Genomic DNA, 22,772 nt, shown 5'->3' on the forward strand with positions numbered 1-22,772 from the left:
GCGAACGTGGCGAACGTTGCAATGGTTGCCTTAGCTGCCGCGCTGCTGGTGAGCGGCTGTTCGTTCGCACCGGTCTACCATGCGCCGGCCGCCAGCATTCCCACCACGTTCAAGGAAGGCGGCGCCTGGCAACTCGCGCGGCCGGCCGACCGCGTGCCGCGCGACGCGTGGTGGACCGTGTATCGCGATCCCGTGCTCGATCATCTGGAACAACAGGTGGCAGCGGCCAACCCGAATGTCGCGGCCGCGATGGCGCGTCACGACGAAGCCACTGCATATCTCGCGCAGGCCCGCTCAGGATTGTTGCCAACGATCGGCGCGGAAGCGTCGGTCGAACGTCAGCGGCAGTCGGATAACCGCCCGCTGCGGGGCGCGGGACAGCCTTCGGTGTACGGCACCAATAACGTCGACGTCGGCATCAGCTACGACCTCGATCTATGGGGCAAGATCCGCAACGAAGTGGCCGCGGGCAACGCGGCGGCGCAGGCCAGCGAGGCCGATCTCGAATCGGTGCGCCTGAGCTTGCAGGCGGATCTGGCTAACGCGTATTTCAATCTGCGCGGGCTCGACGCGCAACAGCAGTTGCTCAACGATACGATCGCCACCTACCAGCGCGCCCTCACCCTCACCATGAGCCGCCATGCCGGTGGGATTGCGTCGGACCTCGACGTGTCGCGCGCGCAGACGCAACTGGACACCGCGCGCGCCTCCGCCGACGATATCGCCGCGCGCCGCGCGCTCTACGAACATGCGATCGCCAGCCTGACCGGCCAGCCCGCGTCGATTTTCGCGCTGGCGCCGGTGACGGCGACGACCTATCTGCCGTCCATTCCGACCGGCGTGCCGGCCGCGTTGTTGCAGCGGCGGCCCGATATCGCGGCGGCCGAGCGACGCGTCGCGCAAGCGAACGCGCAGATCGGCGTGGCCAAGGCGGCGTTCTTCCCGGATATCTCGCTCGGTCTCGACGGCGGTTATCAAAGCGACACGCTTTCGCCATGGTTGATGGCGCCCAACGAAATCTGGTCGGTGGGTCCGAGTCTCGTCCTCACGCTGTTCGACGGTGGCCGCCGTGAAGCGATGACCGATCAGGCGCGCGCCAAGCTCGCCGAGAACGGCGCGAAGTACAAGGCGACCGTGTTACTCGCGTTCCAGCAGGTGGAGGACAACCTCGCGCAACTGCATCATCTCGGCGATGAAGCCACGCAGCAGAACGCCGCGCTGATCGCCGCACAACGCACGTTGACGCTGTCGATGTCGCGCTATCGCGACGGCGTGGTCAGCTATCTGGACGTGGTGACCTCGCAGACCACCGAGCTGACCACGCAGATCGATGCGTTGAACCTCGAAACGCGGCGTTTGCTGGCTTCCGTGGGCTTGATCGAGGCGTTGGGTGGCGGCTGGTCGGCGGACGGCGCCAAGGCCGCGCCTGAGGTTGAGGCGATGCCACTTCGGGCGATGCCGGTTGCCGTGGGCGCTTCCAGTACTTCTGGCGCCTCTGCCGCAGTCGCCTCCGCAGGTTAAACGAGCGACTGCCTTCAACAACGTTTTGTCGCAAACCGTTGCGGCCGCAAACAAAAAAACGTCGTGGGTTCTCTGAACCCGCGACGTTTCTTTTTCTTCTTTCAGGCGCGCCCCTTCAGAGCCGCGCCTGTGGCACGCCTTAGAACCGGTGCCGCACGCCCACCGCCACGACCGCTTGCCGGTCGCTCGACGAAGCCGCCAGCGAATAGATCGACGCATTACCCAGCACCGCGATCCCATCCGCGCCCGTCACGTGCTGATAGGTGCCTTCCAGATACAGATCGGTGCGGCGCGACAGCGCGTAATCGGCCTGCAGCATGAACTGGTTCCACTTCGGCGAGTAGCTCTGGCCGCCCGTGCTGAAGTGGCCATCCGTGAACGTATACGAGCCCCCCAGCGTGAACGCCGGCGTGATCGCGTAGCGGGCGTTCAACTCATAGTTGTTGAAGGTCAGCAGATCGCCGTTGAGCGTCGAATACGCGCCGCCCTGCGTGATCTGATGCGGGTCGTTGAGCATGGTCCGCGTGAAAACGAGGCCAAGCGTCGCCGCGCCGAACGTATAGCGTCCCGCCGCGCCGAGCACGCGCTGACGCGCACCGGTGAACACCGCGTCGCCGTCGCTGCTGCTCACCGCGCCGCCGGTATTGGCCGGCTGGTTGACGCCGCCCGGCTGGTTGATCTGCAGGTACGCGACCGCCAGGTTGAACGGACCGCCCGCCCACTGCGCGCCGAGGCTGTAAGCGTTGTTGTTGCTGAAGCCGCCCGCCGCATTGCTGAACGCGTACGCGCCGCCGACGGTGACCCCGTAGTAGGTCGCGCTGCGGTATTTCACCGCGTTGTTCATGCGCAGGTCGTTGTTCAGGTTGTCGTTATCGAACGGATGATCGGCGATATTGCCGCCGAAGCCCGAACCGGTCGCCGACAACGGCGCCACGAAGTCGACCAGGAAGTCGTATTGACGGCCCAGCGTCACCGTCCCCCACTGCTTGCTCGCGATCCCGACCCACGCCTGACGACCGAACTCATCTCCGCCGTTGGAGAACTTGCCGCTGTCGATATTGAAACCGTTCTCCAGATCGAAGACCGCGCTCAATCCGCCGCCCAGATCTTCGTTACCGCGCAGGCCCCAGCGGTCGGTACTCACGTTGCCGCTTTCCATCATCCAGTTGCTTTTGCCGCCGTTAGCCGACTTCTGATTGCTGATGTAGTCGAGGCCGGTGTCGAGCGTCCCGTAGAGCGTCACGCTGCTTTGCGCGTGTGCCGCCGCGCCGAGGGTGCTGGCCAGCGCGACGAGTGTGGTTGCGAATGCTTTATTCATGTTTGATTCCGGGTAAGAGAAGGCACCGGTCCGCGCAAGAACGGACTGGTCCCGCACACCGTACGGGTAGCCGCAATGTAAATAGCGGCGGTGACACACCCGTGATCAAAACCGGTCGTTTCATGAAACGTTTTTTATGTTCATGACATGTCCGCGACGGACCGATGAATCAGCGCCTCGCCGACGCTCCAGCAGATAAATTTCTTTTCATGCACACACGGCCGATCCGCTAACGCCGCTTGACTATCCTTCTCATCAACCGATCCACGAAACCCTTGAGGTTCGCGCATCGGTGCCACCCAACCTGATTTATGAGGATTACGAACATGAAATCTCTGACGCTCGCCATCGCTTTCATCGGTGCAACCGCAACGGCTTCCGCCTTCGCTCAATCGACCACTGCGCCGACGCAACAGAACGCCGCGCCGGCCATGCAAGTGGCGGCGAACACCACCAGCACCACCGGCAACGTGACGGGCTCGTGGGTCGCGCCGTACGGCCAGGCCACGCCCGGCAAGACTCGCGCTCAGGTTTATCGCGAACTGGTGCACGCCGAGAAGGACGGTCAACTGGCGTATCTGAATTCGACGATTTACGCGCACTGAGATGCTTCTGCTGAACCCCAGCCGACGGCGCGCCATGTGGCCGCTGTCGTCTGGACTCGCTTGACTGCCCATCGCAACGCTCTGTATTGACACCCCCATATCGATGACTCTTCGCACCGCGATCAAACGAACCGCTTCGTTCGCCGTCGCCGCCGTGGCTGCTGGACTGCTGTTATCCGGCTGCGCGACGAGCACCACACCGACCTCCGCCGACAATTGCGTCGGGCCGCCCAGTTACTGCAACATTTACTTTGGTTCATGAAAAAAGAGAGCGCTACCCTTTCGGGCAGCGCTCTCTTTCATTTGGTGCGAGTACTTTGTGTTTTAGAACGAGTGACGCAGACCGACGCGGCCCACCACCTGCTTACCGTTCGACGATGGATCGAAGCCGGCGATTTGCGCGACCGCGCCGCCACTGGCTTTTTGCAATGCCGCGAGTGCGTAGACGGCGGTGCGTTTCGACAATTCGTATTCCGCGCTCAGGTTGAGCTGCTGGTACTTCGGTTCCTGGTTGGTCGCGTGATCGCGGCCATCCGTGTACGTGTAACCGGCCGCGAGATTGAGCTGGCTGGTGGCGGCGAAGGTGCCCGCGAATTCATAGTTCTGGAACTTGACGTCCTGACCGGCATCGCCTTGCTGGAAGTCGACGTTAGTGAAGTTGCCCATCAGCTTGAACTTGTCGAACTGATAGGACGCACCGGCCGCGAAGATGCCCTGGCTGCGCGCATTGGCCAGGTAGTTGCCGTACACCGCGTTGGTGAAGCCCGAGCCGTTCTGATAGCTCTGGACAGCCTGTTCCGGGTCGTTGACACGCAGATAGCCGGCGCCGATCGAGAACGGTCCGTTCGTGTACGACGCGGCCGCGCTATAGGCGGAGTTATTCGAGAACTGGCCGGCCTGGCCGCCGAACGAATAGAGTGCTTCGCCGGTGAAGCCGCCGATAGTGGGACTCGTGTACTTCACGGCATTGCTGATGGCGAAGCCGTTATCGAGGTTGTCCATATCGTTCGGGTGGGAGAAGTACCAGCCGCCGTAGCTGTCGTTGAGCGAGTACGGCTCGATCAGGTCGACGAGCGGATCCCATTGACGGCCGAGGGTGACGGTACCGAACGTCTGGCTGTCGAGACCCACGTAGGCATTACGGGAGAAGGCGAGGCCGCTGCCGAGGTTGCCGTTGCTCGAGTTGAAGCCGCTTTCCAGATCGAAGATCGCGTCGAGGCCGCCGCCCAGATCTTCTTTACCTCTCACGCCCCAGCGGCTGCCGGCGCTGACGCCGCTGGCCATCTGATAGAGGTGGTTGCCGTTGACGTTGCTGGCGAAGTCGATACCGGTATCGAGAATGCCGTAGAGCGTGACGCTGCTTTGCGCGTGCGCGGTGGTTGCCAGGCCGGCGCATAGCAGGGCTCCGAGCAAGTGTGCCAGCTTCATCTTCTGATTCATGAATCACCTTTCGTTTAAATAGGATGCCTGATAGCTGTGGGGGCTTGTTTTTTCGCTGCCACGGGGGTGAATATAGCTATGCTGGAAAGCGGTGCCGCTGTAAGACAGAATTTCACTTTGTGCGTTGGGTTTTTCATTAATTGATCATTGACCATGGGGTTTTGCCAGGTTTTGGTTTTGGGTTTTTTGCTTGGTTTGTTGGTCTTTTTTTTGGCCTTTCCTTGTGTTGGTAGTGGTCTATTAGCGATCCCCCTGTGCGGGGGGCACCTACTTTTCTTTGCCTGCCGCAAAGAAAAGTAGGCAAAAGAAAGCGGCTCACACCGCTAATTCTGAAGTGGGTTTCGTGGTCCACCACCGGGAGTGGCGCATCTGGAATCCGTGCTCTCGCACACTCCGCTTTCGTGACAAAGGCGTCATTCATCCCGCCTCGCGCAATGCGCTCGCCGGAACGGTCGGCATTGAACCGGACGCTTCGCTTTTGTGTGGTGGGAGTCGTCGGCTTCGCCTCGGCGAAGCGGCAAGAATGGACCGGCATGGCCCGAAAAGTACTACCGGCTTCGTGAACGACCGCGACGGCGCGCGTAGCGCCGCCGGAAGAATGACTGCTGTGTCACGAGGGCGGAATGTGCGAGAACACAGATTCCAGATGAGCCACTACCGCGGCTGCGCGGGAGACCCGCTTAGCAGGGGCCATGCTTGAACGACCGCCGCGGCGCGCGCAGCGCCGCCGGAAGAATGACGCCTTTGTCACCGGCGCGGAATGTGCGAGAACACGGATTCCAGATGAGCCACTAACGTGGCTGTGCGAGAAACCCGCTTAAGAGTTAGCGGTGTGAGCCGCTTTCTTTTGCCTACTTTTCTTTGCGGCAGGCAAAGAAAAGTAGGTGCCCCCCCGCACAGGGGGATCGCTAATAGATCACTACCAACACAAGGAAAGGCCAAAGCAGCAGAAACCAAACCCAGACCGCCGAGCAGGCCAAAAAGCCCCATCAAGCACCAACAGAAACCTGATACCCAAACCGACTAACAGTCTCAATCCGAACCTCAGGCACAACCCCAAGAATCTTCCTCCGAAGCCTGGACACAACAAGATTAACGCTAGAAGGATCAACATCATCCTTCTCCGGCCACGCATAGCGAATCAGCTGATCCCTGGCAACAGGCGCATTCACCTGCCGCAGCAGGCACTCCAGCAAAAGAAACTCCCGCCGCGTAACCGCCACCCTACGCCCCCCAAAAACAAGTTCCCGAGTTGCAGCATCGAGCGAAGGCACTTCAACAGAAGAACCCCCAGCGACAGACATAGAAGCCCCGGAAGCCGAGCCCCCACCAACACCGCCACCGCGTCCCACCCTCTGTAAAGCCTGCATCCGCTCATGCATTTCAATAAACGAATAAGGCTGACAGAAACACGCATCCGCACCAGCCCGCAAAATCTTCGTCCGATCCTGCGCAGAAGCACCCCCCAAAACAGCCACAATCGCCGCCCCGCTCCCCGCACCCGCAAACTCCGCCACATACTCAAGCAGCGCAGAATAAGCGCCCCCATCCAGCACCATCAAAACAATCGCGTCGAACGACTCCTGCCCCGCAAGAAAAACCCCATCCCGCAGATCGTCGGCGCGCTGCAAACTATGCGCACTCTCCTGCAGCGCCTTGAAAAGCCACGCCGCTTCCGGATGCGACGGCCCCACAAACAGGACGCGCATTCACCCCCCCGTCATGACAAGAAAAGCACGCAAGCTCATGCCAACGTCCTCGACCAGCATTCGATGGAAATCTTCGCGCCCGGCTCCGCATTGCCGATCTTCATCGTGAAGTCATGCACCCGCATCACCGCGGAAACAATGCTCAACCCAAGCCCCGATCCGGACAGATGCCGCGTACTCTCGCCACGATAAAATCGCTGCAACACCGCGTCGCGTTCATCGGCGGCGATGCCCGGACCGTTATCGATAATATCCACCTGCGGCCCCGCGGACGTCTGCCGAAGCTCCATCCGCACCACACCCCCTGCGGGCGTGAACTTGATTGCGTTGTCCACCAGATTGCTCAACGCTTCGAACAGCAACGCACGATCGCCATGAATCGCTTCAACCGGTTGCGCATGCACCGAAAGTTGAATCGCCCGGCTCTCCGCGAGCGGCTCGTAAAGCTCGCCGACTTCCTGGATCAACGTCTCCAGTTGCACTTCACCAAATCCGCCGCGCCGCTGCAAGGTGCCAATCTCGGAGATCCGCAACATCGCACGAAAGCGGTCGAGCAACGCGTCAGTCTCGGTGCGGGCGCGCTCCACCAGCGTCGACAATTCGGCGTCGTCGAGCGTTCCGGTGTGCTCCGCCGCGTGCGCGAGCAAGGTCCGCACATGCGCCAATGGCGTGCGCAGATCGTGCGCGATGCCATCGCAAGCGCCCTTCACTTCGTTCATCAGGCGCTCGACTTCGGCCAGCATATGGTTCACCAGATGCGCGAGCATATCCACTTCGTCGCGCCCGCCAATCGGCAAACGCTGCGCGAGATCGCCCTGCGCAATACGCTGCGTGACGCGGCGAATCGCCTTGAGCCGGCGCATTTGCCGCACGCTCAACGCCAGGCCGCCGGCCACGCCTGCAAGCAGACAGACAATCCCGCCGCTCACCAGCGCGTCGATCACCGCCTCGCGAATCCGCAGAATATGCGTGAGATCGCGCGCGATCACGAGCGTCGAACCGTCCTTGCGTCGCTCGGCCATCGCGCGCACAACCGGCGCCTGATCGTTACGCCCCATCGAGAGCGCCAGATCGAGCGTCTTGCCTTTACGCGTGGTGGGCAACTGCGTCGGATACACCAGTACGTCGCCGGCAATCAATTGACCGTCCGGAGCGAACAGGCCGTAGTAATTCGTGTGCATGCGCTCGTGCTCGATGCGCCGGTGGATCGCATCGGCGATACCGGTGTCCGGCAGCGAGTCGAAGTAGATCAGTTGCCAGTCCATCACCACATCGGTTTCGCGCTCCATATCGCCGGTCACGGCCCAGCCGATGAAGCCCAGTAACAGCATCACCGAAAATGAAAAAATGACCGCGTAAATGGAGAGCAGGCGAAAGGTGGTGGAATGCCAGCGCCGCCCGAGCGCAGATTGAGCGGGGAAGGTTGTGTCCATCAGGAAGATTGGTTCATGCGAGGATATAGCCCGAGCCGCGCACGGTCTGGATCATTTGCGTCACGCCAGGTGGGTCGATTTTTTTGCGCAGACGGCCCATATGCACATCGATCAGATTGGTGCCCGGATCGAAGTGATAGCCCCACACCGCCTCGAACAGCATGGTGCGCGTAATGGTCTGGCCGGCATGGCGCATCATGAATTCGAGCACGCGGTACTCGGTGGGCAGCAGCACGATCTCTTCGCCGTCGCGCTGTACCTTGCGTGAAATCAGATCGAGTTCGAGCGGGCCGACCCGTAGATGAGTCTCGAGTTGCGCGGCCGGCGTTTGACTGCGGCGCAGCAGCACTTCGAGGCGCGCGGTCATTTCTTCGGGATCGAACGGCTTGGTCAGGTAATCGTCGCCGCCGGCACGCAGACCGCGCACCCTTTCGTCGACGTCGCCCAGCGCGCTCAGCATCAGCACCGGCGTTTGAATGCCGATGCTGCGCATGGTGGTGAGAATCGTCAGACCGTCCACGCCGGGCAGCATGCGGTCGAGCGTGATCACGTCGTAGTCTTCGCTGATCGCGCGCGCCATGCCGTCGCGGCCGTTGGCCACCCAGTCCACGGTGAAGCCGCGGCTTTTCAACTCACCGACAATTTCATTCGCGGTAATTTCGTCATCTTCGATCGTGAGTACTCGCGACATGATCAATGCATGCGCCGCAGCCAGCTCTACCGATGCAAGCGGCGGGCGCGACCGGTTATCAGTAGGAGGACATGATGCCATATTCGGCTTGCGCATTCAGTGCACGGGCGTGCGCTTCGGCGGCTGCCGACGCTAGCCGCGAGTGCATCCCAGCAGGCTACGCGGGGTCGCATGGCGGATGAATATCCGCTTCATGAAGAAATATTTAAGTTTGGCCGCAAGAACGCCGAAGGCGCTTAAACGCGGTTGAAACCTGCCACGCGCCTCGATAAAACATATTTCATTTTGCCGACGCCGCTTCGGTATACCGCCTCCACTAGCCTACAGCCATCCCGCCGATCGTACTGGCGGTCCGACTCGATCCTTCTCGTGGATGGTAAAAAATGAAACTCGCAACGAAGACCCTGCTCGCCTCCCTGTTGCTGATCGGCAGCGCATCGGCCATGGCCGCGCCCGGACTCACGCAGCAGCAATGCAACGATTATCCGTTCACCCAGCTAAAAAGCGAAGTGACGCACAAGCAATTGATGAACGAGCTGGGCGAACTCGAAGCGGTAGGCTACAGCCCCAGCAACGACGACGACGACTATCCGAGCGACCTCGAAGCCGCCCAGCAGAAGCTGCAAGCCGAATATCGCGCGGACTGCATGCCGGCCGCGCCGCATGTGTCGGCCAGCGCAACGCAGTCGCCGGTTGGCACGGCGACGCCCGCAGCGGCGCAGGCGGTGGCGAATCAGCCGGCGGGCTGAGCGTCGCATGAGGCGACGCCGTGTGGTTCAACGCATGGAACGCCTGGCGAAAGGCCTGAAGCTACACGAGCATCACGAGCTACATGAGACGTTGCGAACTGGTTGAGCCCGCAACGTCTCCGTCAACGCCCGTTCGTGAACTGCGCGCGTTCGTTCTCACCCGAACGCGCGCGCTGCGCACGCCTTTCGGCGCGCTTGCGATGCAGCGCTGCCAGCCGCTTTTTGCCGTGCGTGAGCGACGCGATCGCATGGAACGCGACCGGCGCGAACACCAGCCCGAACACCGTGGCCGCCAGCACGCCGCCGAACACGCCGGTGCCGATCGACCGGCGGCTCTCCGCCCCCGCACCGCTCGACAACACCAGCGGCACGACACCGAGCAGAAACGCCGCCGACGTCATCACGATCGGCCGGAAGCGCGCGCCCGCGGCTTCGGTCACGGCCCGCGACAACGGCATGCCGCCCTGATACAGATCGCGCGCGAACTGCACGATCAGAATCGCGTTCTTCGCCGCCAGGCCGATCACGGTGATCATGCCGACCTTGAAGTACACGTCGTTGGGCATGCCGCGCAACAGCACCGCGCTGACCGCGCCGATCACGCCGAGCGGCACGACCATCAGCACCGCGAGCGGGATCGTCCAGCTTTCGTACAGCGCGGCAAGCGCCATGAACACCGCCATCAGCGACAGGCCGATCAGCATCGGCGTGAGCTTCGCGGCCGCGGTTTCCTCGCGCGCCGCGTCGACCCAGTCGTAGCTGACGCCGACCGGCAACGACCCGGCCAGCCGCTCCATCTCCGCCATTGCCGCGCCGGAGCTATAGCCGGGCGCCGCGTGGCCGCTCACGTCAAGTGACGGGTAGCCGTTATAACGCGTCAGCATCACCGGGCCGATGGTCCAGTGACGCGTTGCGATCGCCGACAACGGCACCATGCCGCCCGTCGTGTTCGGCACGGCGAGCGCGAGCAGATCGTCTTCGGTCATGCGGGTGGCGGCGTCGGCGGAAATCACCACGCGCCGCATCCGGCCGCCGGCTGGAAAGTCGTCGATATAGGTGGAGCCGAAGGTGCTGCCCAGCACGTCGGAGAGGCGTTCGAACTGCACGCCGAGCGCGTACGCTTTGGCCCGGTCGATGATGAGCTCGACGCGCGGCGCGTCGGGCAGATCTTCCGAATGCACCGAGGCCAGCATCGGACTCGCCTTGGCCTGCGCGAACAGTTGCTCGCGCGCGGCCTTCAGCGCGTCGAGCCCCACCCCACCGCGATCCTCGAGCCGGAACACGAAGCCGTCCGAATGGCCGATGCCCGGCACCGCGGGCGGCAATTGCGCTTCGACGTCGCCGTCCAGAATCTTGTCGAACTTTTCGTTGAGACGGTCGCGCAACACCAGCGCGTCGGTGTCGCGCTTGTCCCAGTCCTTGAGCTCGACGAAGCCCATGGCCACGTTCTGCCCACTGCCGGCAAAGCTCCAGCCGATCACACTGGTGACGTTCGCAATTGCCGGCTCGGCATGGAGAATCGCTTCCATACGCTTCACCACGGCCAACGTACGCTCCTGCGTGGCGCCCGCGGGCAATTGCACCATGACCTGCAACTGACCTTCGTCCTCGCTCGGTAAAAAGCCGCCGGGCATGTGCCAATACAGCGCGCCGCACACGCCGACCAGCACGACATACACGGCCAGCATCGGCCCGATCCGGCGCAGCATGCGCGCGGTCAGCCCGCGATAGCCGCTCGCGGCGCGATCGAAACCAGCGGTGAAACGGCTTGCCGCGCGCGCCGCGAAGCCGAGCAGGCCACGCCGCGCCTCGCGCTGGTGCACCGACTTCGTGTGTGCCTTCAGCAAGTTCGCGCACAACGCGGGCGTCAACGACAACGCCATGAACGACGACACCAGCATCGACGCGATCATCGCCACCGCGAACTGCCGGTAAATACCGCCGACGCCGCCCGGAAAGAACGCCATCGGCACGAACACCGCGGTCAGCACCGCGGTCACGCCGATAATCGCGCCGCCGATCTGCGACATCGCCTTGCGGGTCGCCTCGCGCGGCGGCAGGCCCTCTTCTTCCATCACGCGATGCACGCTCTCCACCACCACGATCGCATCGTCGACGAGAATGCCGATCGCGAGCACGAGGCCGAACATCGTGAAGACGTTGATCGACAGGCCGCACGCGTACATGGCGAGAAACGCGCCCATCAGCGTGACCGGAATCACCACGGTCGGCACCAGCGTGTAGCGCAGATCGCGCAGAAACAGCCACATCACGAAGAACACCAGCACCACGGCTTCCGCGAGCGTGACGAGCACTTCATGAATGGCGATCTGCACGAAGTGCGCGTTGTCGAACGGAATTTCGACGGCGACGCCGCTCGGCAAGCCCTTCGACAATTCCGCGAGCCGCGCGCGAATCGCATTCGAGGTTTCGAGCGCGTTACCGCGCGGTCCCAGTTGAATGCCGACCGTGGCCGATGCCCTGCCGTTCAGTCGCGAATAGAACGTGTAATTGTCGCGCCCGAGTTCGACCCGCGCGACGTCGCGCAAACGCACCGCCGAACCGTCGGGCCGCGCCTTGATGACGATCTGGCCGAATTCCTCAGGCGAGATCAGTTGCCCTTTGACGCTCACCGAGGCTGTTAGCTGCTGCCCCGGCACGAACGGCGCGTCACCGATCGCGCCCGCCGTGACGGTGGCGTTCTGCGCGCTGATCGCGGCGTTCACCTCGGTCGGGCCGATGCCGTACTCGCGCAGTTTCATCGGATCGACCCACACGCGCAACGCTTCGTCGGCGTCCCACAGTTCGGCCGCGCCCACGCCCGGCGCGCGCTTCAGTTCGCGCAACACGTAGCGGCTCAGATAGTCGCTCAATTGCACCGAGTCGCGCGTGCCGTCCGTGGACGTGAGCGCGACCAGCATCAGGAACGTATTGGCCGCCTTGAAGACGCTGATGCCCTGCTGCACGACCTGCTGCGGCAAACGCGGCTCGACCTGCTTGAGACGGTTCTGGATGTCGACCAGCGCCAGGTCCGGATTGGTGCCGGGTGAGAAGGTCGCGTCGATTTCGAGGTTGCCGAGGTTGTCGCTCGTGGTCTCGTAGTACAGCATGTTGTCCGCGCCATCGAGACTCTCCTCGATGATGCTGCCGACGTTCCCATCCACCACCTCGGTCGACGCGCCCGGATAGCTCGCGGAAATGACGATGCGCGGCGGCGCCAGACGCGGATACTGCGCCACCGGCAGTTGCGGAATCGCGAGCGCGCCTGCCACGACAATGGCAAGCGCGACGATCCACGCAAACACCGGACGGTCGATAAAGAAGAAAGGCACGCGTTAGTCCTTTCAGGGAGGCGTGATTGGCGTGACAGGCGCGAAAGCGGGCGCCTCGGCGAGGCGCGCCATATGCAGCACATCGGCCAGCACGCCATCGCGCAGCGCATAGCCACGCGAACGGCCTTCTTCGACAAAGCCGAACTTGCGATACAGCGCGATGGCCGGAGCGTTGTCCGCGTACACCGTGAGTTCGATGCGACGCAACCCGAGCGCGCCGTCGGCGCTGTCGACCAGCGCCCGCACCAGCGCCGTGCCGACGCCCCGCCCATGATACGCGTCGTGCACGCAGATCCCGAGCTCCGCGCCGTGCGCGCGCGCGCGCGGGTAGACACTCAGCCCGGCGTGGCCGACCAGTTGCCCGTCCAGCCATGCGCCGACCGTCACGCCCTTGCCGAGGCGCCGCTCGTGCCACGCGGTGATCTGCTCGACGCTGCGATAGCCGAGCTGCAATGTACCGCGCCGTACGCCGGGCTGGCTCATGATCGCGGTGAACGCTTCCATGTCGGACGGCTCGCAGGCTTTGATCGCGATGCGATTGTCGAGCGCCGTGGCGTCGCTCTGCAACGTGTCGTTTGTCATGGCTTCGCTCCGTTGCTGTGCGTGGCGTCCGCTTTCAAAGCAGACGCAGCCGGGCCGGACATCAGCGGCGCGGGTTCCTGAAAACGCGCCATGATGAGACTGTCGATCAACACGCCGCGCCGCAGAACCACACCACGCTGACGCGCTTCGATCTCGAAGCCGAACTTGTGATACAGCGCCAGCGCCGCACGGTTATCGGCAAACACGTTCAGTTCGAGACGGCGCAGGCCGAGCCAGTTGTCGGCAAGATCGAGCAGTTCGACCATCAGGCGGCGGCCGATACCGCGCCCATGCCACGCGTCGTGCACGCAGAGGCTGAACGAGCCGACATGTGCGCGGCGTCCTTTCATGGGCGACAGTTGCGCCGACCCAACCAGCGTGTCGCCGACCGTGGCCACCATGGCAATCGTAGTGGGATCGATTTTGCTGATCGACTCGCGCGTCTGCGCGAGCGACTCGAACGGTACGTGCGGGTTGCCGTCGACCACCGCCGGCAACTGCAGCAAGGCGTGGTATTGCTCCGCATCGGTGGGACGCAACGCGCGCAGCGTCAGTCCCTCGGGCAAGCTCTCAGAATCTGATTTTGTTTTTGAGTGTTGATCCATAGGCCTATAACGTCAATTCAAAGGACCTCACCAGAATGCCGGGCAGTTGCATGCCGCCCGTCGCGCGCTCGCCCCACGTCGAGTCGCTCAATAGCAGTTCGGCCTGCGCGCCGAGTTGTTCGAGTTCGCTGCCGAGCAGCCGGTACAGACTGTCGTCGAAACGCATGGCTTCGAGCGGTGCGACGATCTCGCCGTTTTCCACCCAGAAGGTCGCGAAACGCGTCATGCCGGTCAGGCGGCAATTCATCCGGTCCGAGAAATTCACGTACCAGAGATTGCCGATATAGAGGCCGGTGCCGAGTTTCGCCAGCACGTCTTCTTCCGGCAGGTCGCCCGCTTTCATGGACAGCGCGACCGGCGACTCGCTCGCCAACGCGCCGTTCGGCGTTAAACCGTATTCGCGCGCGCTGCGTGCGTTGGTCAAACGTTCGGCGCTATGGCCGGCTTCGATCAGCGGGACGCTGTCGCGCAGATAGCCGTCGTCGTTGAAGCTGGGCGTAATGCCGAGACTCAGATCTTCGCTGATCGAAACGCGCGGGTCGACTACGATTTCTCCCACATGCAGTTTGTACAGCTCGCTGCGCGAACTCGCCTGCGCGCGTGCGGAAAAACCGCTCCACGACGCGACGCCGAGCAATTCGGCGAGCGCGGCGGGTGCGATCCACGCGCGGTAACGGCCCGGCTCCAAAGCGCGCGGTGTGCGCGCAAGCACTTCGAGACGCGCGGCGGCCTGCTCCACCTTGCGGTTGAACACGGCGTCGCTCCAGTCGTCGCCGGCATAACTCGTTTTGATCGCGCGGCCGCTCGGGTCGTACAGCGACCAGCTAAAGTTGAAGTTGTCGACTTCGTACCAGCCGCGGCTGCCGCTCGTGGATGCGAAGCCGCGCACGATCGTGCCGCCCGCGTAAAAACCCACGAAATCGAGGCCTTCCGCCGCTTGCGCGACAGTGCGCAACAAGCCGTCCGGTTCCGGCAATTTGCCGGAGCGTTGCGTGGCGCGCGACCATTTCGAGGTATCGAACAGCAGATGCGGATCGTCTGCGGCATCGCGCAAGCCTTCGCGCAACGTGGCGAGCGCGGCGCTCACTTCGTCGAGATCCTGTTGCAGATCGCCGCACACGGTCAGCGTGGAATACGCCTGACGCGCGCCGTCGATCAGGCGCAAGGTCAGCTTGCCTTGCGACACGCTGCCGGTCTGCCGCACTTTGCCCGTGTTGAAGCGGATAAAGTCGGACTGTTCACCGGCAAACGAACTGAGCGTGGTTTCGCCGTCTTGCTGCAGGCGCTCGATCGCGTCCGCCAGCGACGTGAAATGCGACTGCCAGTCGACCGACGTCGTGGCGCGCGAAGCAATGAACTGGTTCATCAGGCGCCTCCGAACACGTCGATATCGCTAAACACGCAAGCCGGTGAGGCATGCCCCACGCGAATGATCTGCGCCGGTTCGCCTTTGCCGCACATCGACGTGCCATACACCTCGCGCGTGCCGGTATTGCCGACCGCGCTCAGACTGCGCCAGAAATTCGCCGAGATGCCGCGATAATTCGGCTGCTTGACCACCTGCGTGAGCTTGCCGTTCTCGATCAACTGGCCGAATTCGCAGCCGAACTGGAATTTGTTGCGATGGTCGTCGATCGACCAGGACGTGTTGGTGCGCATCAGAATGCCGTGTTCGATATTGCCGATCATCTGCTCCAGCGAACTCTCGCCGGGTTCGATGTTCAGGTTCGCCATACGGTCGATCGGCGGACGGTTCCAGTTCGACGCCCGCGAGTTCGCCACGCCGGACATGCGCGCGCGTTGCTGCGACAGCGCGCCGCCCAGCGGCCGTTCGAGTACGCCGTTGCGAATCAGGAACTGCTTGTCGGCAACGGTGCCGTCGTCGTCGAACGCATACGAGGCGGCTTCCTCACGCAACTCGGGGTCGAAGGTCACGTTCAGCAGTTCCGAGCCGTAGCGGTAAGAACCGAACATGTCCTGCTTGACGAAACTCCAGCCCGCGAAATTGCGTTCGTCGCCGAGAATGCGGTCGAGTTCGAGCGGATGACCGATCGACTCGTGAATCTGCAGCATCATCTGATCGGGCATTAGCAGCAGGTCACGTTTGCCCGACGGGCAGTTCGGCGCGGCCAGCAATTGCAGCGCTTCATTGGCGACGCGCACGCCGGACCCTTCGAAACCGAAGCGCGCGAGCACTTCAATGCCGCCCTGCCCGAGCGTGCCGTAATTGCCGCCGAGCGTGCGCACCTGCGTGTCGCCGTTCGCATGCGCGGCCACACTCAGTTGCGGCATCACGAAGCGGAATTGCTGGTCGATCCGCACGCCGTCGCCGGTCATGTAGAGCTGGTCGGTATGCGTGATCTGCACGCCCGCCACACGCTCGACGATCTTCGCGTCGAGATTGGCGCTCGCGCATTCGGCGGCCAGCATGTCGAGCCATTCGGCACGACTCGGCAACGCGCGTTGCGCATTCGGCGACACGTAGTGGCCGCTCGCGGTGGGACGCGCCACCTCGCGATGATCGATCAGCGACAACGCCGCGCTCGCCTCCGCGCGCGCGGTGGCGATATCGAGCGCCGCCTGCAGGCCCGCCGCCGTGAGATTCGCGGTGGCCGCATAGCCCGAACCCGCGCCCACCCACGCAATCAACATGGCGCCGCGATCGCGCACGGTGCGCAACGGCTGCGCAATGTCGTTGCGGATCTCGTGATCGTCGATCTGCTCGTCCACAATGCGCAGCGACCAGAACGCCGCGCGGCTTGTCAGCGTACGGGCGGCTTGCGCCCAACGTTCGTCAATCATTCACGTGTCTCGTAGATCTCGTGGAAAGCGATCAGGCGGTCGGCTCCGGCACGATCATGGATGAGGCCAGCAGCGACTGCGTGTAAGGATGCGACGGGGCATGCAGCACGTCGAGCGTGTCGCCCGCTTCGACAATGCGGCCCGACTTCATCACGATCACGCGGTGCGCCATGGCGCGCATCACCGCGAGATCGTGCGTAATGAACAAATAGCTAAGCTTGTACTTTTTCTGCAGATTTGTCAGTAGATTCAGCACCTGTTTCTGGATCGACACGTCGAGCGCGCTGGTCGGCTCGTCGAGCACCAGCAGTTCCGGCTCCACAGCCAGCGCGCGGGCAATCGCGATCCGCTGACGCTGGCCGCCGGAGAACTCGTGCGGATAGCGCAGCATCGCGTCCGCGGGCATGCCGACTTCTTCGAGCAAGCCGCCGATGCGCGCGCGCCGCGCTTTCGCGTCGAGTTCCGGACTATGCATGACCAGACCTTCGCCGATGATCTGCTCGACCGTCATACGCGGCGACAGCGAACCGAATGGGTCCTGAAACACGACCTGCATGCGCGCATAGAGCGCACGGCGCGCTTTCGCTGTTTTCAGCGAGGCGAGCGGCAAACCGTCGATATGAATCGCGCCGGCCGCCGGTCGCTGCAGACCGAGCACGGTTGCCGCGAGCGTCGACTTGCCGGAACCGGATTCACCCACAATGCCGAGCGTTTCACCGCGCCGCACGCTCAGATCGACGTCCTGCACCGCGCGGAACGTCGAGCGGCCGAACAGCGAACGCCAGCCTTTCGCAGACATGCTGTAGTCGACCGCGAGCCCCTGCACTTCAAGCAGGCGCGGTGCGCCCGGCTCGACCGGCTCGACCGCGCGCTGCGGTTCGCTGTCCAGCAGGCGCCGCGTGTACGGATGCTGCGGATGGGAGAACAGCGCTTCGGTCGTATTGGTTTCGACGAGTACGCCCTTTTCCATCACCGCGACACGCTGCGCGAAACGCTTCACCAGATTCAGATCGTGCGTAATCAACAGCACGGCCATGCCGCGTTCCGCCGCTTCCTGCTCCTGCAACGAAATCAACAGATCGACGATCTGCTGACGCACGGTGACGTCGAGCGCGGTGGTCGGTTCGTCGGCCAGCAGCAAACGCGGACGGCACGCGAGCGCCATGGCGATCATCGCGCGCTGACGCTGCCCACCGGACAGTTGGTGCGGAAAGCTGTCGATGCGCCGTTCCGGCTCGGGAATGCCCGTGCGGCGAAGCAATTCGATGCCGCGCTGACGCGCCGCATTGGGCCGCAAACCTTCGTGCAAACGCAGGCTCTCGGCAATCTGCTTGCCGATCGTGAAGAGCGGATTGAGCGCGGTCATCGGCTCCTGAAACACCATCGCCACATCGGCGCCGCGCAGACCGCGCATCTGCTGCTCGGTTTTCTGCAACAGGTCTTCACCGTCGAGCAGCATGCGGCCGCTCAGTTCGGCATGTTCGACCAGACGCAGAATCGACAACGCGGTGACGCTCTTGCCCGAACCCGATTCGCCGACCAGCGCGACACGCTCGCCGCGCGCGATCGAGAGACTGAGTTCATGCACGGCGATCTTGTCGCCGAACTTGACGGAAAAGCGGTCGATTTCCAGCAAGGGCCGGCCGTTTTGCACGTTACCGGGACTCTGTTTGGCGCTCATCGCGGACCTCCACCGAAAGCGGAACCACGCGAACGGGTATCGAGCGCGTTACGCAAAGCGTCGCCCATGAAGGTCAGCAGCAACAGCGTGATCACCAGCGCAGCAAACGCCGACACCGAGATCCACCATGCGTCGAGATTGTTCTTGCCCTCCTGCAGCAACTCGCCGAGGCTCGGCGTCGGCGGCGGCACGCCGAGACCCAGAAAGTCCAGACTGGTCAGCGACAGAATCGCCGCGCTCATGCGGAACGGCAGGAACGTGATGACCGGCGTCAGGCTGTTCGGCAACACGTGGCGCCACATGATCTGCCAGTTCGACAGCCCCATCGTGCGCGCCGCTTTGACGTAATCGAGCGAACGGTTGCGCAGGAATTCGGCGCGGACGTAGTCGGACAGCACGAGCCAGCCGAACATGGACAGCAGAATGAACAGCAGCCACAGCGTCGGTTCGAAAATCGACGCGAAGATGATCAGCAGATACAGGTCCGGCATCGAACTCCAGATTTCGATCAGGCGCTGGCCGATCAGATCGGTGCGCCCGCCGTAGAAGCCCTGCACCGCGCCCGTCAAAACGCCGATCGCCACGCCGGACACCGTCAGCGCCAGCGCCATCAGCACCGACAGACGGAAGCCGTACAGCAGCCGCGCCAGCACGTCGCGGCCGAACTGATCCGTGCCGAGCCAGTTCGACGAGGTCGGCGGTGCCGGATACGGATTCGCGGCGAAGTAGTCGATCGTGTCGTAGTTGAAGTGATTCGGCGGATAGATCGCGAAGTTACCGTTCGATTCGAGCCGCGAGCGGATATACGGATCGAGGTAGTTCGCCTTGGCCGGGAAATCGCCGCCAAACAACCTTTCCGAATAATCCTTCACGATCGGAAAGTAGTAATGGCCGTCGTAACGCACCATCAGCGGCCGGTCGTTGGACAGCACCTCGCCGAACAGACTGATGACGAACAGCGTCACGAAGATCACGAGGCTCCAGTAGCCGAGACGCTGCCGCTTGAAGCGCTGCCACGTACGCCGCCAAGGAGACGGTGACGCCGCGTGCGCCGCACCGGACATGTCAGCGGTCCAGGCGGTTGAATTGGATGCGGGGGTCGACGAGGACATAGCAGACGTCTGCGATAAGTTTGGTTACGAGGGCGATCAGCGTGAACAGGAACAGCGAACCGAGTACGACGGGGTAATCACGGCGGATCACCGAGTCGTACGACAGTTGGCCCATGCCATCGAGCGAGAACAACGTTTCGATCAGCAGATTGCCGTTCAGAAACGCACCGACGAAGGCCGCCGGCAAACCGGTCAGCAGCGGAATCGCGGCATTGCGCAGCACGTGTTTCCACAACACGTCGCGCTCCGGCGCGCCCTTGGCGCGCGCGGTCAATACGTATTGACGGCCGATTTCTTCGAGAAAGGTGTTCTTGGTCAGGATCGTGACGATCGCGAAGTTGCCGACCACTGAAGCCGTGACCGGCAGCACGATGTGCCACAGATAGTCGAGTACTTTGCCGAAGGTACTGAGGTCGCTGAAGTTATCCGACGTGAGGCCGCGCATCGGAAATACCTGCCAGAAGGTGCCGCCGCCGAACAGCATCAGCAGCAGCACGCCGAGCACGAAGCCGGGAATCGCGTAACCGGCAAGCACCAGCACGCTCGTCACCGTGTCGAAGCGCGAGCCGTTGCGAATCGCTTTCGAGATCCCCAACGGCACCGATATCAGATACGTGAGCATCACCGTCCACAACCCGAGCGTGATCGACACGGGCAGTTTGGAGCGGATCACGCCCCAGACGCTTTCGTGCTCGTAGTAGGACTGGCCGAGATCGAAAGTCGCGTAGTGCTTGAGCATCAGCAGATAACGTTCGAGCGGCGGCTTATCGAAGCCGAACTGCTTCTTGATCTGCTCGATCTGTTGCGGATCGACGCCCTGGCTGCCGTGATAACCGCCGCCCCCTGCCCCCGCCTCTCCGCCACGGCCAGTGCCGTGGCGGAGTTGCGTCATCACCTGTTCGACCGGCCCACCCGGCACGAACTGCGTGACGACAAAGGTCAGCGTGACGACGCCGAGCAGCGTCGGCACCATCAAAAGCAATCGTCTGAGAATGTAGGCAAGCATGCGGGTCCTCAGTGGGCCGTGGCCGCTGATGCAGCGGCGGCAGCGGTGGTGTTTGAAGCGGACTGGGTGGCCGGGGCTTTGACGTACCAGTAGTTGATCACCCAGTCTTCGTACTGGTACGACATCGGCACGGTCTTCGGAAAGCCGAGCGTGGTCTTGTAGCCGATTCGCGCGCCTGGCGAGTAGTACTCGGGCACCAGATAGAACGAATAGATCAGGACGCGATCCAGGGCCTTGGTCGCGGCTTCCAGATCGTCGAGGTTGTCGGCGGACAGCGCAGCGTGAATCAGCGAATCGACGGCTTTCGAACGAATGCCCGGATAGTTCTCGGAGCCGATTTCCGACGCGGCCGCGCTGCCGAAACGGCGCGTCAGTTCCGCGCCCGGAATCGTCACCGGCGGATAGATGAACGTGGTCATGTCGTACTCGAAGTTGTTGAGCCGCTTCTCGTACAACGCGCTGTCGATCTCACGCATATGCGCCTGAATGCCGAGCGTGCTGAGCGCCTGCATATACGGCAGGATCAGGCGGTCCATGCCGGGCTGGTCGTCCATCACCTCGATCACCATCGGCGTGCCGTTCTCGTCGCGCAACGCGCCGTCGCGATAGTGCCAACCGGCTTGCGCGAGCAGATCGCGTGCGGCGCGCAGATTGCCGCGCAGCGAGTTCGGCGGAATCGTGTCCGGCTGCTTGAGCATCGGGCCGAATACTTCGGGCGGCACTTCGCCCTTCAGCGGCTCGAGCAACGCGAGTTCCTTCGGGCCCGGCATACCGGTCGCGCCGAATGGGCTGGCTTCGAAATAGCTGTTGGTGCGACGGTACTGACCGTAGAACATCATCCGGTTCATCCAGTCGTAGTCCAGCGCCATGGTCAGCGCCTGACGCACGCGCGGATCCTTGAACATCGGCTTGCGCAGATTCATCAGCATGCCCTGCATCTGCGCGGGACCGTCGCTGAAATCGCCCTTCTTCAACAAGCCGTTGTCGAAGTTCTTGCCGACGTATTTGCGTGCCCATTGAGTGGCGCTGTACTCGACGATCGCGTCGGCGTCGCCGGCCTTGAAGGCTTCGAGTTGCGTGTAATGGTCGCGGTACAGCTTGAACGTGATGCGCTCGAAACGGAACATGCCACGCCGCGACGGCAGATTCGCCGCCCAGTAGTCAGGATTGCGGCGATACGAAATCTGCTTGTCGTTCTTGCGGTATTCGATCAGATAAGGGCCGCTGCTGATCGGCGGCTGGGTCGCGATCTGGTCGAACGGCGGGCGTTTGCCGTCGGCCTGCATGCCCCACTTCGGCGAGAAGATCGGCAGATCGCCGGCAATCAGCGGCGCGTCGCGCTCGGCGTGTTTGAAGTCGAAACGGATCGTGTTCTTATCGATCACCGTCGCGCTTTTGATCACCGAGAACTGCGCGTTGAAAACCGGTGAAGCGTGCGAGCTCGTCAACGTGTCGAACGAATATTTGACGTCGGCGGCCGTGATCGGGTCGCCGTTGGAAAAGCGCGCGGCGGGATTGATATGGAAGGTCGCGGAGCTGAGGTCCGCGGCAACGTCGACGTTGTCCGCGATCAGCGGGTATTCGGACGCGAGTTCGTCCCAGCTACGCTGCATCAGCGTGTCGAACATCAGGTTCTGAATGTCGGGCGCAGGGGCGCCGCGTAACAGAAACGGATTCAGCGAATCGTAGCTTTGCAGTTCGTTGTAGTTCTCGAAACTGAGCGAACCTTTGGTCGGCGCGTCAGGATTCGCGTAGTCGAAGTGCGTGAAATTGTCGGGGTATTTCGGCTGATCGTATTGCGCGATCGACGGTTTCGCCTGCGCCACGTGCGGGATCGCAGCGAGCACGACCAAAGCGCCGAATGTGCCATTGGCTAGTGCAGTCGTCATTGACACGCGTGCGGCGCGGCGCATCGCGACGAGTGAACAGCCTAATGCGTCGTGCAGGCGCAGCAGTCCGGTTTTCATCATTCTTTTCGTCAGCCCATACAGTGCGCACCGGCTTGTGGCCCGAACGCGATTCAACCCGCGACCCGGCAACAGCCGGTCGCCATTGCCGGTGCGAGTCGATCCGTTGCAACGACAGCCCGTATGCACCGTCGTCGCAAGAAAAGTACTCGACCAGAACAACCCGCTCCGGTTCCTTGACTGCAAGAAACCGGAGCGGCAGATCCTTCATGATTCTTC

General features: G+C 62.7%; 17 protein-coding genes. 3 read left to right on the top strand and 14 right to left on the bottom strand.

The genetic code is table 11. From position 1 onward, the window contains the following. The first annotated feature begins 21 nt into the window (after window positions 1–21). Window positions 22–1,521, top strand: coding sequence for an efflux transporter outer membrane subunit (locus FA94_RS12395; RefSeq protein ID WP_035561956.1), 1,500 nt, complete (start codon window positions 22–24; stop codon window positions 1,519–1,521). A 139-nt stretch (window positions 1,522–1,660) separates the two neighbouring features. Here FA94_RS12395 and FA94_RS12400 read toward each other — a convergent pair whose 3' ends face one another. Beyond that, window positions 1,661–2,839: a porin gene (locus FA94_RS12400; protein ID WP_035551415.1), complete on the bottom strand. Its 1,179-nt coding sequence runs from the start codon at window positions 2,837–2,839 to the stop codon at window positions 1,661–1,663. Between the two features lie 326 nt (window positions 2,840–3,165). Between FA94_RS12400 and FA94_RS12405 the strand changes: the two genes are divergently transcribed. Then, entirely contained in the window at window positions 3,166–3,444 is a 279-nt protein-coding gene (locus FA94_RS12405; protein WP_051980545.1) for a DUF4148 domain-containing protein, read from the top strand. Between the two features lie 324 nt (window positions 3,445–3,768). Here FA94_RS12405 and FA94_RS12410 read toward each other — a convergent pair whose 3' ends face one another. From FA94_RS12410 to FA94_RS12425, 4 genes are all read right to left on the bottom strand, one after another. Next, window positions 3,769–4,866, bottom strand: a complete 1,098-nt coding sequence (locus tag FA94_RS12410; protein WP_176058420.1) for a porin — start codon at window positions 4,864–4,866, stop codon at window positions 3,769–3,771. Between the two features lie 1,007 nt (window positions 4,867–5,873). Beyond that, the gene (locus FA94_RS12415) at window positions 5,874–6,593 is read right to left on the bottom strand and encodes a response regulator transcription factor (RefSeq protein ID WP_035551421.1); all 720 of its coding nucleotides are present in this window, start codon (window positions 6,591–6,593) and stop codon (window positions 5,874–5,876) included. A 35-nt stretch (window positions 6,594–6,628) separates the two neighbouring features. Beyond that, window positions 6,629–8,026, bottom strand: coding sequence for a sensor histidine kinase (locus tag FA94_RS12420; RefSeq protein ID WP_051980547.1), 1,398 nt, complete (start codon window positions 8,024–8,026; stop codon window positions 6,629–6,631). A gap of 13 nt (window positions 8,027–8,039) precedes the next feature. Next, on the bottom strand, window positions 8,040–8,717 hold the full coding sequence (locus tag FA94_RS12425) for a response regulator transcription factor (protein WP_035551424.1): 678 nt from the start codon (window positions 8,715–8,717) through the stop codon (window positions 8,040–8,042). A 383-nt stretch (window positions 8,718–9,100) separates the two neighbouring features. On the opposite strand from FA94_RS12425, the gene FA94_RS12430 reads away from it, so the two are divergent. Beyond that, the gene (locus FA94_RS12430) at window positions 9,101–9,466 is read left to right on the top strand and encodes a DUF4148 domain-containing protein (RefSeq protein ID WP_051980548.1); all 366 of its coding nucleotides are present in this window, start codon (window positions 9,101–9,103) and stop codon (window positions 9,464–9,466) included. Between the two features lie 122 nt (window positions 9,467–9,588). On the opposite strand, the gene FA94_RS12435 is transcribed toward FA94_RS12430, so the two are convergent. Genes FA94_RS12435 through FA94_RS12475 form a run of 9 tightly spaced genes read right to left on the bottom strand, consistent with a single transcriptional unit; the run spans window position 9,589 to window position 22,475 of the window. After that, complete coding sequence (locus FA94_RS12435) at window positions 9,589–12,798, bottom strand: multidrug efflux RND transporter permease subunit (RefSeq protein ID WP_035551425.1); 3,210 nt, start codon at window positions 12,796–12,798, stop codon at window positions 9,589–9,591. 12 nt (window positions 12,799–12,810) lie between these two features. Next, window positions 12,811–13,380 (bottom strand): GNAT family N-acetyltransferase, encoded by a 570-nt coding sequence (locus FA94_RS12440; RefSeq protein WP_035551427.1) that lies wholly within the window; start codon window positions 13,378–13,380, stop codon window positions 12,811–12,813. Then, the gene (locus FA94_RS12445; protein WP_353611440.1) at window positions 13,377–13,946 is read right to left on the bottom strand and encodes a GNAT family N-acetyltransferase; all 570 of its coding nucleotides are present in this window, start codon (window positions 13,944–13,946) and stop codon (window positions 13,377–13,379) included. The genes FA94_RS12440 and FA94_RS12445 overlap by 4 nt, the downstream gene beginning before the upstream one ends. 43 nt (window positions 13,947–13,989) lie before the next feature. Continuing rightward, window positions 13,990–15,351, bottom strand: a complete 1,362-nt coding sequence (locus FA94_RS12450) for a TldD/PmbA family protein (RefSeq protein ID WP_051980549.1) — start codon at window positions 15,349–15,351, stop codon at window positions 13,990–13,992. Next, window positions 15,351–16,787, bottom strand: coding sequence for a TldD/PmbA family protein (locus FA94_RS12455; RefSeq protein WP_035551431.1), 1,437 nt, complete (start codon window positions 16,785–16,787; stop codon window positions 15,351–15,353). Before FA94_RS12455 ends, FA94_RS12450 begins: the two co-directional genes overlap by 1 nt. 31 nt (window positions 16,788–16,818) lie before the next feature. After that, on the bottom strand, window positions 16,819–18,468 hold the full coding sequence (locus FA94_RS12460; protein WP_035551432.1) for an ABC transporter ATP-binding protein: 1,650 nt from the start codon (window positions 18,466–18,468) through the stop codon (window positions 16,819–16,821). Continuing rightward, on the bottom strand, window positions 18,465–19,580 hold the full coding sequence (locus FA94_RS12465) for an ABC transporter permease (RefSeq protein ID WP_035551433.1): 1,116 nt from the start codon (window positions 19,578–19,580) through the stop codon (window positions 18,465–18,467). The genes FA94_RS12460 and FA94_RS12465 overlap by 4 nt, the downstream gene beginning before the upstream one ends. Next, complete coding sequence (locus FA94_RS12470; protein ID WP_035551435.1) at window positions 19,534–20,586, bottom strand: microcin C ABC transporter permease YejB; 1,053 nt, start codon at window positions 20,584–20,586, stop codon at window positions 19,534–19,536. Before FA94_RS12470 ends, FA94_RS12465 begins: the two co-directional genes overlap by 47 nt. Before the next feature lie 8 nt (window positions 20,587–20,594). Beyond that, window positions 20,595–22,475 (bottom strand): extracellular solute-binding protein, encoded by a 1,881-nt coding sequence (locus FA94_RS12475; protein WP_051981215.1) that lies wholly within the window; start codon window positions 22,473–22,475, stop codon window positions 20,595–20,597. Window positions 22,476–22,772 lie beyond the last annotated feature (297 nt).

It is taken from the genome of Burkholderia sp. 9120, assembly GCF_000745015.1.
Lineage (GTDB): Bacteria > Pseudomonadota > Gammaproteobacteria > Burkholderiales > Burkholderiaceae > Paraburkholderia.

Bases quoted from the DNA above. Each gene is read 5' to 3' on its own strand.
- FA94_RS12395 (WP_035561956.1), top strand. From the start codon at position 22: ATGGTTGCCTTAGCTGCCGCGCTGCTGGTGAGCGGCTGTTCGTTCGCA.
- FA94_RS12400 (WP_035551415.1), bottom strand. From the start codon at position 2,839: ATGAATAAAGCATTCGCAACCACACTCGTCGCGCTGGCCAGCACCCTC.
- FA94_RS12405 (WP_051980545.1), top strand. From the start codon at position 3,166: ATGAAATCTCTGACGCTCGCCATCGCTTTCATCGGTGCAACCGCAACG.
- FA94_RS12415 (WP_035551421.1), bottom strand. From the start codon at position 6,593: ATGCGCGTCCTGTTTGTGGGGCCGTCGCATCCGGAAGCGGCGTGGCTT.
- FA94_RS12420 (WP_051980547.1), bottom strand. From the start codon at position 8,026: ATGGACACAACCTTCCCCGCTCAATCTGCGCTCGGGCGGCGCTGGCAT.
- FA94_RS12425 (WP_035551424.1), bottom strand. From the start codon at position 8,717: ATGTCGCGAGTACTCACGATCGAAGATGACGAAATTACCGCGAATGAA.
- FA94_RS12430 (WP_051980548.1), top strand. From the start codon at position 9,101: ATGAAACTCGCAACGAAGACCCTGCTCGCCTCCCTGTTGCTGATCGGC.
- FA94_RS12440 (WP_035551427.1), bottom strand. From the start codon at position 13,380: ATGACAAACGACACGTTGCAGAGCGACGCCACGGCGCTCGACAATCGC.
- FA94_RS12450 (WP_051980549.1), bottom strand. From the start codon at position 15,351: ATGAACCAGTTCATTGCTTCGCGCGCCACGACGTCGGTCGACTGGCAG.
- FA94_RS12455 (WP_035551431.1), bottom strand. From the start codon at position 16,787: ATGATTGACGAACGTTGGGCGCAAGCCGCCCGTACGCTGACAAGCCGC.
- FA94_RS12460 (WP_035551432.1), bottom strand. From the start codon at position 18,468: ATGAGCGCCAAACAGAGTCCCGGTAACGTGCAAAACGGCCGGCCCTTG.
- FA94_RS12465 (WP_035551433.1), bottom strand. From the start codon at position 19,580: ATGTCCTCGTCGACCCCCGCATCCAATTCAACCGCCTGGACCGCTGAC.
- FA94_RS12470 (WP_035551435.1), bottom strand. From the start codon at position 20,586: ATGCTTGCCTACATTCTCAGACGATTGCTTTTGATGGTGCCGACGCTG.
- FA94_RS12475 (WP_051981215.1), bottom strand. From the start codon at position 22,475: ATGACGACTGCACTAGCCAATGGCACATTCGGCGCTTTGGTCGTGCTC.